Raw genomic sequence first — 15,791 nt, forward strand, 5'->3', positions numbered from 1 at the left:
CCCGCTAACGCAGGTTTGGGGCCTATTTCGCTACTCGCCAATCCACATTCGGGGAACCCTCTGCGCCTTCACCGTTACTTAGGCTCGAACAACTCCACATCCCGCGCATCCACCCGCTTGGGCAACAGTCCTTCGCGCTGGAACGCATCGGCTATGCGCTGCTGTTCGGCCAGATCCTCCACCCTCACCGACTGCACGTCGTAGCTGCGCCGCGCGTTGGCCTGCTGCACGGTGGCGCTGTCCAGGTTGCCCCACAGCGGGCCGAGGATGGCGGCCGCTTCGCCCGGATGGGCCTTGGTCCAGATGCCGACCTCGCGCAGCGAGCTATACACCTGCTGCAACACCTCGGGATGCGCCTTCGCATAGTCGCTGCCCGCCAGGTAATAGCGCTGGTAGCTGGCCAGGCCCTTGCCGTCGGCGAGCACGCGGGCCTGCTGCTGGCGTTGCGCGCTGGCGACGTATGGATCCCAGGTGACCCAGGCGTCGACCTTGCGGTTTTCGAACGCGGCGCGGCCGTCGGCGGGAATGAGGTAGGCCGGGGCGATGTCCTTGAAGCTCAGCCCGGCTTTGGCCAGTGCCTGGATCAGCAGGTAATGGCTGCCGGCCGCCTTGGTCACGGCGATGCGTTTGCCCTTGAGGTCGGCCAGGGTCTTGAGCGGCGAGTCGGCCGGCACCAGGATCGCCTGAGCCGTAGGCGACGGCGCCTCGCGGGCGAAATAGGTGAGCTTGGCACCGGCGGCCTGGGTGAACACCGGCACGGTGTCGGCGACATCGGCGGACAGGTCGACGTTGCCCAGGTTGAGCGCTTCGAGCAGCGGCAGGCCACTGGGGAACTCGTGCCAGCTGACACGGATGCCGTCCGCCTTGAGGCGCTGCTCCAAGGTGCCCTGCGCCTTGAGCAAAGTCAGCAGCGTGGAGGACTTCTGGTAGCCGATGCGCAGGGTTTGCTCGGCCTGGGCCAGGCCCGGCAGCAGTGCGCCTGCCAGCAAGGCCAGGCCCCAGCGGCGCAAGGTCGACACGCGGCTCATGGCTGCACCGCCACGTCATCACGGGTTTTCAGGGTGAAGCCGTTGGCGAAGGTGGGCGCTACGTCGAGGTGCTGGTTCATCAGGCCGTGGGCTTGGTAGAAATCCGCAGTGGCTTGTTGTTCGGCGACGGTAGTGGGGTCGATCACCTGCCAGTGCAGCTGACGGCGCTCGAATTGCAGGCGCGCGGCGTTCTCGGGGAAGCCGATGATCGCGGCCAGGGTCTTCGAATAGCTGTCCAGGTTCTTGTTCGCCCACGCTTGGGCGCCGGCCAAGCGGTTCAGATAGTCCTGCAGCGCCTCGCGTCGTGCAGGGTCGGCCAGCGCCTTATCGGTGGCGGCGAGAAAACTGTTGCCGCTCGACAGCCCGCGGCCATTGACCAACACCCGGCCCTGGCCGCTGACTTCGGCCAGGGCGGTGTAGGGTTCCCAGGTCGACCAGGCGTCCACCGAGCCGTTGGCCAGAGCGATCTTGGCGTCCACCGGGCCGAGGAAGCGCAACTCCACGTCCTTCTCGGTCAAGCCGGCCTGGTCCAACGCCTTGAGCGCCAAGTAGTGACCGATCGAACCGCGGCCGGTGGCGATGCGCTTGCCTTTGAGGTCGCTGGCGCTGTGCAGCGGCGAATCGGGCCGTACCAGCAAGGCGGTGCCATAGGCATCGGACTTGTCGACGGCGATGGCCTTGACCGGCGCGCCCGAGGCGAGCACGAACAACAGCGGCGCGTCGCCGATGATGCCGGCGTCGATGGCGCCGGCGTTGAGGGCTTCGGCCAAGGGCGCGGCGGCCGGAAATTCGGCCCAGCGGATATCGTAGGGTAGGTCTTTCAGGGCCTGGGCGGCTTCCAGCTGGGCGCGCATGTTGCCTTTCTGGTCGCCGATGCGCAGGGTCAGGCGCTCGCTGGCGGCGGCCTGCCCCGCCAACAGCAGGGCCGAGGCGAGGATCAACAGCTTCGATCGAATGGACATGACGCTCCTTGGTAGCAGAATGGACAGCGTGATGCGGCCCTTAAGGAGCGAATGTAGCGAGTTCTTTTAGATAAATTAAATTGATTTTGGGAATAACCTAATATGCATTTATATTTTCAACCACCCATCGCTACCGCCACTCGCCAACGTGAAGGAGCAATGGATCACAGCTCCACTTTAAATACCTAAATCGCATAAAAAATAAAAATAAGATTCAGAAAACAAATAATTAGCTTAGAACAAAAAAGACTTTTACAGCTTCCATCCAGACGAATACGGTCTTAGCCCACCACCGTCATTCCAGGGATGCAAGCCCATGACCCACCCCGCCGACAGCGTTCTCGCCGCGCTGACGCAGGCCTTGGCAGCCAACGCCGAACGCTTCGATCGCAGTGCCGAATTCCCCCAGGCCAATTTCGACCTGCTGCACCGCCACGGCCTGCTTGGCCTGGTCACACCCACCGTGCTCGGCGGCGGCGGTGCGGACCTCGTCCAGGCACGGCGGATCGTTAGCGCGGTCGCGCAAGGCGACCCGGCCACTGCGCTGATCCTGGTCATGCAGTACTTGCAGCACGAGCGCTTGCAACACGACCCGCGCTGGCCCGAGCACCTGCGCCTGCGGGTGGCCGAGGATGCGGTACGCAGCGGCGCCTTGATCAATGCCTTGCGCGTCGAGCCCGACCTCGGCAGCCCGGCCCGCGGCGGTCTGCCGGCCACCGTGGCGCGGCGCACTGCGGACGGTTGGCGCCTGAACGGACGCAAGCGTTATTGCACCGGTAGCCATGGCCTGAGCTGGCTGCTGGTGTGGGCGCGCAGCGACGATGCCGACCCCTTGGTGGGCGGTTTTCTGGTGCACCGCGACACGCCCGGCATCCGCATCGTGGAGGATTGGGACCACCTGGGCATGCGCGCCACGTGCAGCCATGAAATGCGCTTCGACGACGTGCTGATCCCGCTCGACCATGCCGTTGGCGTCAGTCCGGCCAGCGCCCCGCTACCGGCCTTGGACGAGCGCGCCCAATTGTGGATGGCGGTGTTGCTGCCCTCGGTCTACGACGGTGTGGCCCGTGCCGCGCGCGACTGGCTGGTGGGTTTCCTGCACGAGCGTGCGCCCTCCAATCTCGGCACGCCGCTGGCCAGCCTGCCGCGTTTCCAGGACGTGCTCGGGCGCATCGACACCCTGCTGTTCGCCAACCAGAGCCTGCTCGACAGCGCCGCTGCCGGGCATACCGCCGCCGCCCATGCGGGCCAACTCAAGCAGCTGGTGAGCGCCCAGGCCATCGAGGCCGTGACGCTGGCGGTGGAAGCGGCCGGCAATCCTGGCCTGTCGCGCCAGCAGGCGCTGGAGCGGCATTACCGCAATGTGCTGTGCGCGCGCATCCATACACCGCAGGACGATGTCGTCTTCAACCAGGCCGGCCGTCGTGCGCTGGCACGGGAGGTGGCATGAGCCGTTCGCCTCGCGCCTTTGCACTCAACCGTCGTACTCAGCACGCCTCCACTTTCGTCACACGGGTATCGCCATGAGCGCTTCGATCATCGCCAGTCAGCTCGACGCGGCGTCCAACCATCAACTGCGCGAGCGCCTACCCGGACATCGGGTCATCGACCTTCCTCTCGGCCAACTGAGCGTCGACGCCCCCGCCGACGTGTTGATCCTGCGGCCCCACAAACTGCGCGGGCAGCATCTGCAGGGCGCACCGGCGGGATGGCCGTGGAGCGTCAAATGGATTCAGTTGCTCTCTTCGGGCATCGACGCCTACCCGCAATGGCTGTTCGAGCACGCGCCCGTCACCAGCGCCAAGGGCGCCAACGCCGAGCACGTGGCCGAGTTCGCCCTGGCGCTGGTCTTCGCTGCGGCCAAGCAGCTGCCGGGACTGTGGGTCAAGGACGCCGACTGGCACCTCAGCCCCCTGGCGCCAGTACGCGGCCGGACCCTGGGCATCTTCGGCTTCGGCAGCATCGGCCAGAGCCTGGCGCGCAAGGCCACGGCCCTGGGCATGTCGGTACTGGCCCTGAACCGCCCCGGCCAGGCGATCGCCGCGCAATCGGGGGTGACCCAGGCCGCCGACCTCGCCGAACTGTTCGCCGGCAGCGACCACCTGGTGCTCGCTGTGCCGTTGACCGCCGCCACCCGTGGCGTGGTCGACCAACAGGTGCTGAGCCATGCGCGTCCGGGCCTGCACTTGATCAACATCGCCCGCGGCGGGCTGCTCGATCAGCACGCCTTGCTGCATGCACTGGACAGCGGCCTGATCGGTCGCGCCAGCCTGGATGTCAGCGACCCCGAGCCGCTACCCGACGGGCATCCGCTGTATCGGCACCCGCGGGTGTTTCTCTCGCCGCATACCTCGGCCCTGTCCGAGGACGGCCATCCGGCCTTTCTCGAAGCCTTCATCGACAACTTCAACCGCTACCGCGAGCAGGCGCCTCTGGCCAACCTGGTCGACCTGGCACGCGGCTATTGAACCCTCGGAGCATCCCCCCATGCCTGCATTGTCCGCCCTGCCCTCCACCCCACCGTCACTGCGCGAGCGGGTCAGCGCCGAAGAGTGGGAGGTGCGCGTCAAACTGGCCGCCGCCTACCGCCTGGCCGCACTGTTCCGTTGGACCGACCACATCTACACGCACTTCTCCGCCCGCGTCCCGGGGCCCGACGAGCATTTCCTGATCAACGCCTTTGGCCTGATGTTCGACGAGATCACCGCCTCCAACCTGGTCAAGGTGGACGTCGACGGCACGGTCATCGACGACCCGCTGGGGCTGGGCATCAACCAGGCCGGTTACGTGATCCACAGCGCCATCCACCGCGCACGGCCCGACTTGCAGGCCGTGCTGCACACCCACACCCGTGATGGTGCGGCGGTGTCGGCGCAGCGCGAGGGGCTGCTGCCCATCTCGCAACACGCCCTGGCCTACTACAGCCGCGTGGTCTACCACGCCTACGAAGGCGTGGCCCTGGACCTGGATGAGCAGCAGCGCCTGGTGGCCAACCTGGGCCAGAGCAACATTCTGATCCTGCGCAACCATGGGTTGCTCACCGCCGGCATCAGCGTGGAGCACGCATTCCGCGAACTGCATGGGCTGGAGCGTGCCTGCAACATCCAGGTGGCGGCCCAGGCGGGCGGCAACGACGGTTTGCTGCCTGCCTCGCCAGCGGCCATCGCCAAGGTGCACGAGCAGTCGAAGCGCTTCTCCGATGGGCTGGGAGAAGGGATACAGCGGCATTGGGATGCGTTGGTGCGGCAACTGGAGCGTGGCGGCCGCGACTACGCCCAATAGAAGCGGCGCCTCTGCCACCTGCGAACGGCTTTCCCAACTCCAAGGACTGCACACCCATGCCCCCACTGCACCGCCTGTTCGCCCTCGGCGCCCTGACGCTGAGCCTCACCGCCTGCTCGCCGGGCGACGACAGCGCCACCCGCAACACCCTGAACATCGCGTTCTGGGGCGACAACACCACCCTGGTCAGCTTCGACCCGTTCCAGGTCTACTGGCTCGAACACCGCGTGCTGTTGCGCAACGTCGCCGAATCGCTCACCGACCAAGACCCGCAGACCGGTCGCATCATCCCGTGGCTGGCGCGCAGCTGGGAGGTCAGCGACGACGCCCTGAGCTACACCTTCCACCTGCGCCAGGACGTCACCTTCAGCAACGGCGAGCGCTTCGACGCCCAGGCCGTGAAGACCGCCTTCGACAGCGACAAGGCCTTTGCCCGTGAGTTGCCGGCCACCTTCGGCGCCACCTACCTGGCCGGCTACGACCACAGCGAGGTGCTCGACGACTTCACCGTCAAACTGGTGCTGTCGCAGCCCAACGCGGGCTTTCTGCAAGCGACCTCCACCACCAACCTGGCGATCCTTGCGCCCGCGTCCTACCGGCTCAGCGCCCAACAGCGCTCCCAGGGCCAGATCATCGGCACCGGGCCGTTCACCCTCGAGCACTACACCCCGGAAGTCGGCGCACGTCTGGTCAAGCGCGCCGACTACGCCTGGGCCTCGGCCAACGTACGCAACCAGGGCGCAGCCCATCTGGATGCCGTGGAGGTGCGCTACATCCCGGAAGAAAGCGTGCGCAACGGTCTGTTCCTACAGGGCAAGGTCGATATCCTCTGGCCTCGCCAGCCATTCTCCGAGGTCGACCAGCAGCTGTTCCAGTCCAAGGGCGCCAGCATCCAGAGCCGTTCGTTGCCGGGCCCAGCCTTGAACCTCTACCCCAACACGCGCAACGACCGCCTGCTGGCCGACCGTCAGGTACGCCTGGCCCTGCAGAAGGCCATCGACCGCACCAGCTACGCGCACACCGTCTACAACAAGCAATTTCCGGTGGTGAGCGGCGTGTATGACGTCACCACGCCGTTCTTCAAGCCCCAGGCCGACAAGCTCGCCTACGATCCGCAGGCGGCCGGGCGTCTGCTGGACGCCGCAGGCTGGCACCAAGGCGAGGACGGCTACCGGCACAAGGACGGCAAGCGCCTGACCTTGCGCTACAACCTCACCCCCGCCGAAAGCGCCGGCGATGTGTTGGTGCAGGACCAACTGCGCAAGGTCGGCATCGACCTCAAGCTCAACGTGCTGACCCGCGCCGAGTGGGTCGCCGGCAACGCGTCGGGCAACTACGACCTCACCTCCACCTACATGACCCGCGCCGACCCGATCATCCTGCAGACCATCCTCGACCCGCGCGCGGCCAACAGCGCGACCATGGCCACCAACGCCTACGAACCCGCCACCCTCGAGCAGGCGCAGGCGCTGTTCGACCAGGGCCTGCGTGCCACCGCATATCCGCAACGGGCGCAGGCCTACGGACGGTTGCAGGACTTGCTGGTCGACCAAGCGGCGGCCTTCCCGCTGTACGAACGGGTCTGGCAGGCGGCCACTGCGCCACGGGTCAAAGACTTCCGCTGGACCGCCGAAGGCTTCGCGCTGCTCAGCGACATCCAGGTCGGCCAGCCATGACGCGCTACCTGATCGGCCGCATCGGCCAGGCCCTGTTGGTGTTGTGGGGCGCCTATACCCTGACCTATCTGATCCTCTATCTACTGCCGGGCGACACATTGTCGATCATGCTCAGCGCCTCGGGGATGGAAGCCGACGGCCTGTCGCCGGAGGACCTGGCCAAGGCCCGCGCCTACTACGGGTTGGACAAGGGCCTGGTGGGGCAATACCTCGATCTGCTTGGCCACGCCCTGCATGGCGATCTGGGCCAGTCGCTGTCGCTTGGACGGCCGGTCACGGCGCTGCTGGCCGAGCGTCTGCCGCAGACGCTGGCGTTGGCCGGCAGCGCCATCCTGCTGTCGCTGGTGGCCGGCATCGGCCTTGCGTACGTGACGGCCTACATCCAATGGCGGCCGCTCAAGACCGCGCTGGCGCGCCTGCCCTCGCTGGGCTTCTCGGTGCCGGTGTTCTGGATGGGGCTGCTGCTGATCCAGGTGTTCGCCTTCGCCCTGGGCTGGTTACCAGCCACCGGCAGCCAGGGCTTGGAAAGCCTGGTACTGCCAGCCATCACCCTGGCGATTCCCAGTGCGGCGGTGTATGCGCAGGTGCTGCAACGGGGCTTTCAGGGGGTGTGGCAGGAGCCGTACATCACCACGGCCTTCGCCAAGGGCCTGAGCCGCGCCCAGGTGCAGGCCCGGCACGGTTTGCGCAACGCGGCCCTGCCGCTGCTGACCCTGGTCGGCATGCAGGTGGGCAATACGGTGTCCGGCGCGGTGCTGGTGGAGACCATCTTTTCCCGTAACGGCGTCGGGCGGCTGGCCCAGGAAGCGGTGCTGCGCCAGGACATTCCCGTGGTGCTGGCGATCGTCGCGGTGTCGGCGGCGGCGTTCGTGGCGGTCAATCTGCTGGTCGACTTGCTGTATCCCTATCTGGACCCACGCATCACCCATCAGGCGAGGGTGAGCTGACATGAACGGCGACCTCGTCCGTTTGGACAGCCATTGCGGCACACCAATGTTCCAACCCCCGACCGATGGGGACTCATCGCCCCACTCCATGCGTGCAGGTGAACTGACATGAGCCTCGATCTTCCCCTGACTCCGCCTATGCCTGGCGTGGCTCCGTCCCTCTGGAAACGACGCTCGCGCTGGCAGCGCATACGCCAAGCCTGGGTGCCCCTGCTGCGTCGGCCAGGTTTCAGTCTGGCCTTGCTGGTCGTCGTGTTCGCCCTGCTTTGCGCGCTGGCGCCGCAGGCATTGAGCGGCTTCGATCCCTATGCCACTTCCCCGCTCGACAAACTCAGCGCGCCCAGTGCCGCGCACTGGTTCGGCACCGACGAGTTGGGCCGCGACCTCTATACCCGTGTGGTGTACGGCGCACGGCTGTCGGTGCTGGCGGCATCGCTGGCGGTGGCCATCGCCCTGCTCGGTGGGCTCGGTATCGGCGTGCTGGCCGGGTTTGCCGGCGGCCGGATCGATGCCGCGCTGATGCGCCTGGTCGATGTGCTGCTGGCCTTGCCCAGCCTGCTGCTGGCGCTGGCGATCGTCACCGCCATCGGCTTCGGCACGGTGCCGGTCGCAGTCGCGGTGGGGGTCGGCATCATTCCGGGCTTTGCCCGCACCACGCGCGCCGAGGTGCTGCGCATCAAGACCCTGCCCTACGTCGAGGCCGCGCGCCTGGGCGGTGCCAGTTGGACGCGCACGCTGTTGCGCCATGTGCTGCCCAATGCCTGGGGGCCGGTGGCGGTGCTCGCCACGCTGGATTTCGGCGCCGCCATTCTGGCCACTGCCGGCCTGAGTTTCCTGGGTTTCGGCGCGGCGCCACCGGCAGCGGAATGGGGCACCTTGATCGCCAACGGTCGCCACTTCCTCATCACTGCCCCTTGGGTGTCGCTGCTGCCGGGGTCGTTCGTGGTGGCGGTAGTGTTCAGCCTCAATCACCTGGCGCGCAGCGCCGAGGAACATGCCCGATGACTTCATCCCCTCTGGTCGAAGTGCGCGACCTCAGCATCAGCTACGCCTTCGCCGGGCAGCGCCACCAGGCGCTGCGACAGTTGTCGTTCAGCCTGGCCCAAGGCGAAACCCTGGCCATCGTCGGCGAGTCCGGCTCGGGCAAGTCGACCCTGGCCAACGCCCTGCTCGGCTTGCTGCCTGGCAACGCCCGTATCGAACGGGGCGAGCTGTGGATCGACGGCGTCGAAGTGGGCCGCGCCACCGAGCGCACCCGGCGCCAGCTGCGCGGGCGTACCGTGGGCCTGGTGCCGCAAGACCCGATGGTCAGCCTCAACCCGACCCAACGCATCGGCCGGCAGATCGCCGAAGCCTTGCCCGCCAGGGCTGGCCGCCAAGCGGCGGACGTGGACAGTGCCGTGTTGACGCTACTGGATGAGGTGGGCCTGGACGACCCTGTGCTGAGGGCCCGCCAGTACCCGCACGAACTGTCCGGTGGCATGCGCCAGCGTGTGCTGATCGCCATCGCCCTGGCCGGCGAGCCGCGCCTGATTATCGCCGACGAGCCCACCAGCGCCCTGGACGTGACGGTCCAGCGGCAGATCCTCGACCATCTGCAGCGTCAGGTGGCCGAACGCGGCATTTCGCTGCTGATCATCACCCACGACCTGGGCATGGCCTGCGACCGAGCCGATCGGCTGCTGGTCATGAAGCAGGGCGAGTTGGTCGAGCAGGCCTCGCCCCGGCAAGTGCTGTGGGGTTCGGCGCAGCCCTACACCCATCAGCTGCTCGACGCGGCGCCCGCCTTCGTGCCACGGCACAGGCCCCCAGGGCCGGCAGGAGACGTGCCCTTGCTGCGCCTGAGCGGCGTCGGCAAACGCTTCGCGCTGCCCGGGCGCCAGCAGCCTTTCACCGCGTTGCAGGATCTGCACCTGGAGGTGTACGCCGGTCAGACCCTGGCCATCGTCGGCGAATCCGGTTCCGGCAAAAGCACCGCGTTGCGCATCGCCTTGGGCCTGGAACGCCCCAGCCAGGGCAGCGTCGAGATCGAGGGTGAGGCGGTCGGCGATTACACGTGGCGACAGTTCCGGCCGCTGCGTCGGCGCGTGCAACTGGTCCAGCAGAACCCCTTCGCGGCGCTCGACCCACGCTTCACCGTGTTCGACTGCATCGTCGAACCGCTGGTGTCGTTCGGGCTGCTGAAAGGCCGGGCGCTGGAACGACGGGCACGCGCGTTGCTCGAGCAGGTGCAGCTGCCGGTGGAGTTTCTCGACCGTTTGCCGCGGGAGCTGTCCGGCGGGCAGCGCCAGCGTGTGGCGATCGCCCGCGCCTTGGCGTTGGAGCCTGCGTTGCTGCTACTGGACGAGCCGGTGAGCGCGCTGGACGTCTCGGTGCAGGCGCAGATTCTGGCGTTGCTGGAAAGGCTGCAACGCGAGCTGGGGATCGCCTACGTGCTGGTGTCCCATGATCTGGCCGTGGTGGCGAGCATGGCCGATCAGGTGGTGGTGCTGCGCCGAGGCAAGGTGGTCGAGCAAGGGCCGGCTATGCAGGTATTCGGGCAACCGCGCGGCGAGTACACGCGCGAACTGATCGCGGCCATTCCGGGGCATTCACGGCATGTGCTGCCGGTGGCGGTATGAGCGCAGCCTGCACTGAAGGTTTGAAATGCGCGGATGGACCGAGACGTGTATTTATTCTATCTGCGCATTAAGTAAATTTTTTATATCAGCAAAACACATAATTAGCTTAGAACCACAAAGCCTTTCACAACACCCTCCGCACCACGTTAACGTCCCCTGCATGAGTCCGACCCCTCGCCCGGTGGAGGCCTTCCCTTGTGCCTTCCACCGGCGTGGACCTGCGGGTTCGACCTTCTCGCCTGCGCAGACTGCGCGGGCACGCCTCAGGAAGCCTCCAACGCATGCCTCCAGAGGAACCCCCCATGAGCAAACGACAGATCCACCTTGGCGCCATGATCCACGGTGTCGGCCACGGTTGGGGCGAATGGCGTCATCCGGACGCCCTGGCCGATGCCAGCGTCAACTTCGGTTTCTACCAGCAGCAGGCGAAACTGGCCGAGGCCGCCCGCTTCGATTTCGCCTTCATCGCCGACAGCCTGCACATCCACGCCCGCTCCAGCCCGCACTACCTCAACCGCTTCGAACCGCTGACCCTGCTTTCAGCCCTGGCGGCCGTGACCAGCCGCATCGGCCTGGTGGCGACGGTCACGGTCAGCTACACCGAGCCCTTCCAGGTCGCGCGCCAGTTGGCCTCGCTCGATCTGATCAGCGGCGGGCGCGCCGGTTGGAACGTGGTCACCTCGTGGCTCTCGGGCACTGCCGACAATTTCAGCAAGGCCGAGCACCCGCCCCATGCCGTGCGCTACCGCATCGCGCGCGAGCACGTGAAAGTGGTCCAGGGTTTGTGGGATTCCTGGGAGGACGATGCCTTCACACGAGACAAACAAAGCGGCGAGTTCTTCGACCCGGCCAAGCTGCACACCCTCGGTCACCAGGGCGAGTTCTTCCAGGTCAAGGGCCCGCTGAACATCCAGCGCTCGCCCCAAGGCCAACCCTTGATCTTCCAGGCCGGCGTATCGGAAGACGGTCGCGAGTTCGCCGCACAGAATGCCGACGCGATCTTCCTCAACCCCGAATCCTTCAGCGAAGCCCGCGCCTACTACCGCGACCTCAAGCAGCGCGCCATGCGCCATGGGCGCAATCCGGACGAGCTGTTCATCCTGCCGGGCATCCGCCCGATCATCGGTCGCGACGAGGCCGAGGTGGAGCGGCGCTACCAGCAGGCTGTGGAGCTTGTCAGCATTGAGGACGCTCTGGTCGCCCTCGGCCGGCCGTTCAACGACTACGACTTCACCCAGCATGACCTGGACGCCCCCTTCCCCGATCTCGGTACGTTGGGCGAAAACAGCCACAAAGGCACTTCCGACTACCTCAAGCAGCTGGCCCGTGACGAAAATCTGACCCTGCGCGAACTAGCCCTACGCTTCTCGCGGCCCAAGCGCGACTTCACAGGCACGCCGGAACAGGTGGCCAACGCTTTGCAGGACTGGTTCGAAGACCGCGCCGCCGACGGTTTCATCATCAACTCGCTGCTGCCCGACGGGCTGCAATATTTCACCGAGCTGGTCGTGCCGCTGTTGCAGGCGCGCGGTCTGCTGCGCCGCGAATATCCGGGGGCTACGTTGCGCGACAGCTTTGGCTTGCAGATGCCGCAGAACCGCAATGCCCAGCCGCGCGTGGAGAGCGCGGTGGCTTGAAGTGTTGTGTCAGACGGCTCACTGGTCGTGCGTTCAGTAGCCAGGCGCGACTTTGGCCACCGCTGGCGTTTGATGGGTTTCCTGTAACCGGGCGAGTACGCAGAAGAACAGATCCATGCCCATGATGCCGGTGGCAACAGTCGATAGCACGACCTGGCCGTCATTGTCCTTGATGACTACTTTTTCAGTCCAGGCACTGGTGTTGGCCTCGCGCAACAGGGCAATGGGGAAGCGACGACCGTCCACTTCCAGATATTGCGGGGTGATGATCAGCGGCTTGGTTTTCACATCGAGGAAGTTGCCGGTGATGCGCTTGCCCCATACCTGTTGGGTGTCAGCATAGTTGAAGCGTACGGCGCCACCTTGATTGAGCGTATCGGCCATCGCTGGCATACGCTCCTCCACGTAGCGCTCGCGGACAACCTGAATGAATGCTTGCAGCTTGTGCAGGTGCGCATTCACGCGTCGGAACGGCTCGTTCGCGTTGCGGCGGTAAGCCAAATTGTTGATCAGCCCAGCGGTGAGCGTTTGACCCGAGGCGAACAGGTAGAGGTCGTCCATCTCCTTGAATGCGACGAATTCGTCGTTACTGGACGTCATCTGGCGAATGCCTTTTTCATAGACCTCGTAACGCGCATTACGCAGCTTTTTCTGCCAGAAGATTACGGCGACCAGACACAAAGCCACGAATACCAGGAAAGCCATGGTGTACGTGAACATCTCTGGCGGACCGTTGAAGGTTGTGGTCGGGCCATTAGCAGGTGCCGGATCGCCAGGAAACCTGACCGTAGTTCTCAGGTAGCCCAGGAAACCAGCAATGCCCAACATAAAGATGGCAAGCACACCGGCGAAAATCTGCAAGGCTTTGCCGTAACCGTATTTGCCAATCAGGTTACCCGTGGCGGGCGATGCTGCTTCATGCATGATTGAGGCTCCTGGAAACGTCCCGAATAGAATGCTTGCAGTGTAACGACTGAATCCAGAGGGGGAGGTTCATTGCAAACAGCAGACGTGTAGTGGGCTTGGCGAAGCCTGTCACCACAAGAGAGGCATGCGCCTCAATGACGCATCTGTTGCTGGTAACGATACAGGGCGCGGGCAGCAGCGGTAACGACCGGTATGCAGGCCTCTACGTCTTCTTCGCTCATCGCATCGAGCAATTCGAAGTTATCCTCCAGCCCATGCAAGGAAATGGCGTCGAGTTGCTTCTGTTGCTCGGCCGGCAGATCCGACCACTGCGCCACTTGTGTGCCACGCATGTAACCGAAGCACCATTCCTCAAGAATCACTACCGGGCCTTGTTCGGTTTCATTGACTTCGAAGAGAGGTTGGAAGTGTTCCAGATCGTTCGCCAACGACTCGGCGACCTGATCGGCGTAGCGCAACATCAGCGCCGTGTAGGCTTCTTCGTGGGCAGGTTTCTTGAACTGGGGTACCTTGCCACCGGCGACAGTCGGCAGCCAGTGTTCGGGCGTCACGACCGTAGGCGAACTGGCGAGCGCAGTGAAGAAACCATTGAGTTCGGCCAGGTTGAGCACCGAATAATCGTTGCCGTAGGTGATCAACAGATCATCCAGGCGGTGCAGTTCTTTTTCGCTGAGGGGAGGAAGCATGGGCAGGTCCTGAAACGCAAAGGAGCTGCACCTTAGCATGGCCCCGCGGCCAGGGCGCGGAGCAGGACCCGCTTTCGGCTGAAAGCGAGCCCTTGGGGCTTACACGGCCAGCGCGCGCTCACGCAACTCGCTGTTGAGGATACGGTCGTTCTCGCTGTAATCGACCGGGCAGTCGATCACGTGAACGCCCGGGGTGCTGATGCAGTGCTGCAGCAGTGGCAGCAGGCCTTCGGCGCTTTCCACGCGATGGCCATTGGCACCGTAGGCTTCCGCATATTTGACGAAGTCCGGGTTGCCGTAGTCCAGACCGAAATCGGTGAAGCCCATGTTGGCCTGTTTCCAGCGGATCATGCCGTAACCGTCGTCACGCAGGATCACCACGGTAACGTGCATGCCGAGGCGTACGGCGGTTTCCAGTTCCTGGCTGTTCATCATGAAACCGCCATCGCCGCATACCGAGATTACCGGGCGATCCGGGTAGACCAGGTGCGCGGCCATGGCCGATGGCAAGCCGGCGCCCATGGTCGCCAAGGCGTTGTCGAGCAGGACGGTGTTGGGCTTGTGCGCTTTGTAGTTGCGCGCGAACCAGATCTTGTAGATGCCGTTGTCCAGCGCCACGATGCCTTCGGAGGGCAGCACGCGACGGATGTCGGCCACCAGGCGTTGTGGGTATACCGGGAAACGATCATCATCGGCGCCTTCGATGATTTGCGCTTCGTTGGCTTCGCGAATGGCCAGCAGGCGGGTGAAGTCCCAATGCGAGGTGTCGCCCAGGCCTTCGGCGATCTGCCACACGGCGTTGGCGATGTCGCCGATCACTTCGACCTGCGGGAAGTACACGGCATCGACCTCAGCGGAGCGGAAGCTGATGTGGATGACTTCGGTGCCGCCACGAACCATGAAAAATGGCGGTTTCTCGATCACGTCGTGGCCGATGTTGATGATCAGGTCGGAGGCTTCGATGGCGCGGTGAACGAAATCCCCCGACGACAATGCGGCGTTACCCAGGAAACGTGGGTTGCGCTCGTCGACCACGCCTTTACCCAACTGGGTGGTCACGAACGGAATACCGGTCTTGTCGATCAGTTGCTTGAGCACCTTGGCGGTCATCTTGCGGTTGGCACCGGCGCCGATGACCAGGATCGGGCTGCGGGCCTTTTGCAGTTTCTCGACAGCGGCCTCGATCGCCACGTGTTCGGCGAGCGGACGGCGGTGCAGGCTACGCGGGATCGGCAGCGCGTCGGTTTGCTCGGCGGCGATGTCCTCGGGCAACTCCAAATGCACGGCACCCGGCTTCTCTTCTTCAGCCAGGCGGAAGGCTTCACGCATGCGCGCCGGGATGTTGTCAGCCGAGGCGAACTGGTGGGTGTACTTGGTGATGGGGTCCATCATGCCGCACACGTCGATGATCTGGAAACGCCCCTGCTTGGACTTCTTGATCGGCTTCTGGCCAGTGATCATCATCATCGGCATGCCGCCCAGGTACGCATAGGCACTGGCAGTAACCAGGTTGGTAGCGCCAGGACCAAGCGTCGAAAGGCTCACACCGGTCTTGCCCGTCAAACGGCCGTAAGTGGCGGCCATGAAACCGGCGGACTGCTCGTGGCGGGTCAGCACCAACTTGATCTTGGACTTGCGCAGGGATTCGAGCAGGTCGAGGTTTTCCTCACCTGGAATACCGAACACATACTCGACACCTTCGTTTTCCAGACATTGCACAACGACATCGGCGGCCTTGGCCATCTCGCTTGTAACCTCACGTGATATTGCAGTAATGGATCGAAGTGCTTGGCAATGTGCCAAGCTCAATGGTTCATGGCAGATGAAATGCCACGTACTCAGTCTTGACGCAGGCTGGGCCTGGGCAAGTCACGTTAGGGTACGCACTTTTAACGGGGCGTGGCGCAGCCGGAGACATATTAGGCGCGTGTTGTTTCCTGAAGGTCGCGTAGTGCGGCCACTTGCTCGTTGAGGGGCAAGCGTCGGGGGGAGGTTTCTTGATGCGCAGAAAAGACAAAACCCCTA

13 protein-coding genes are annotated in these 15,791 nt (G+C 64.7%); 8 read left to right on the forward strand and 5 right to left on the reverse strand.

The window, feature by feature from the left end:
• Nucleotides 1–74: 74 nt before the first annotated feature.
• Together B4M43_RS18990 and B4M43_RS18995 are read right to left on the reverse strand one after the other, a co-directional pair.
• The gene (locus tag B4M43_RS18990; protein ID WP_296268998.1) at nt 75–1,028 is read right to left on the reverse strand and encodes an aliphatic sulfonate ABC transporter substrate-binding protein; all 954 of its coding nucleotides are present in this window, start codon (nt 1,026–1,028) and stop codon (nt 75–77) included.
• The gene (locus B4M43_RS18995; RefSeq protein WP_296268999.1) at nt 1,025–1,990 is read right to left on the reverse strand and encodes an ABC transporter substrate-binding protein; all 966 of its coding nucleotides are present in this window, start codon (nt 1,988–1,990) and stop codon (nt 1,025–1,027) included. The genes B4M43_RS18990 and B4M43_RS18995 overlap by 4 nt, the downstream gene beginning before the upstream one ends.
• Nucleotides 1,991–2,306: 316 nt before the next feature.
• On the opposite strand from B4M43_RS18995, the gene B4M43_RS19000 reads away from it, so the two are divergent.
• The 8 genes from B4M43_RS19000 to B4M43_RS19035 all read left to right on the forward strand — a co-directional run bounded on the left by B4M43_RS19000 (nt 2,307) and on the right by B4M43_RS19035 (nt 12,153).
• Nucleotides 2,307–3,440 carry an acyl-CoA dehydrogenase family protein gene (locus B4M43_RS19000; RefSeq protein ID WP_296269000.1) on the forward strand — a complete coding sequence of 378 codons (1,134 nt, stop codon included), beginning with the start codon at nt 2,307–2,309 and terminating at the stop codon, nt 3,438–3,440.
• 73 nt (nt 3,441–3,513) lie between these two features.
• Nucleotides 3,514–4,458 (forward strand): NAD(P)-dependent oxidoreductase, encoded by a 945-nt coding sequence (locus tag B4M43_RS19005; RefSeq protein ID WP_296269001.1) that lies wholly within the window; start codon nt 3,514–3,516, stop codon nt 4,456–4,458.
• Between the two features lie 19 nt (nt 4,459–4,477).
• Nucleotides 4,478–5,272, forward strand: a complete 795-nt coding sequence (locus B4M43_RS19010; protein WP_296269002.1) for a class II aldolase/adducin family protein — start codon at nt 4,478–4,480, stop codon at nt 5,270–5,272.
• 56 nt (nt 5,273–5,328) lie between these two features.
• Entirely contained in the window at nt 5,329–6,948 is a 1,620-nt protein-coding gene (locus tag B4M43_RS19015; RefSeq protein WP_296269003.1) for an ABC transporter substrate-binding protein, read from the forward strand.
• On the forward strand, nt 6,945–7,895 hold the full coding sequence (locus B4M43_RS19020) for an ABC transporter permease (protein ID WP_296269004.1): 951 nt from the start codon (nt 6,945–6,947) through the stop codon (nt 7,893–7,895). The genes B4M43_RS19015 and B4M43_RS19020 overlap by 4 nt, the downstream gene beginning before the upstream one ends.
• Nucleotides 7,896–8,003: 108 nt before the next feature.
• Complete coding sequence (locus B4M43_RS19025) at nt 8,004–8,900, forward strand: ABC transporter permease (protein ID WP_296269005.1); 897 nt, start codon at nt 8,004–8,006, stop codon at nt 8,898–8,900.
• On the forward strand, nt 8,897–10,516 hold the full coding sequence (locus B4M43_RS19030) for a dipeptide ABC transporter ATP-binding protein (protein WP_296269006.1): 1,620 nt from the start codon (nt 8,897–8,899) through the stop codon (nt 10,514–10,516). Before B4M43_RS19025 ends, B4M43_RS19030 begins: the two co-directional genes overlap by 4 nt.
• Before the next feature lie 302 nt (nt 10,517–10,818).
• A complete protein-coding gene (locus tag B4M43_RS19035) occupies nt 10,819–12,153 on the forward strand; it encodes an LLM class flavin-dependent oxidoreductase (protein ID WP_296269007.1) in 1,335 nt (444 codons plus the stop codon).
• Between the two features lie 33 nt (nt 12,154–12,186).
• On the opposite strand, the gene B4M43_RS19040 is transcribed toward B4M43_RS19035, so the two are convergent.
• From B4M43_RS19040 to B4M43_RS19050, 3 genes are all read right to left on the reverse strand, one after another.
• A complete protein-coding gene (locus B4M43_RS19040) occupies nt 12,187–13,077 on the reverse strand; it encodes a hypothetical protein (RefSeq protein WP_296269008.1) in 891 nt (296 codons plus the stop codon).
• Between the two features lie 134 nt (nt 13,078–13,211).
• Entirely contained in the window at nt 13,212–13,766 is a 555-nt protein-coding gene (locus B4M43_RS19045) for a UPF0149 family protein (protein WP_296269009.1), read from the reverse strand.
• 99 nt (nt 13,767–13,865) lie between these two features.
• Complete coding sequence (locus B4M43_RS19050; protein ID WP_296269010.1) at nt 13,866–15,509, reverse strand: acetolactate synthase large subunit; 1,644 nt, start codon at nt 15,507–15,509, stop codon at nt 13,866–13,868.
• Nucleotides 15,510–15,791 lie beyond the last annotated feature (282 nt).

This window comes from Pseudomonas sp. UBA6562, assembly GCF_002434265.1.
Lineage (GTDB): Bacteria > Pseudomonadota > Gammaproteobacteria > Pseudomonadales > Pseudomonadaceae > Aquipseudomonas.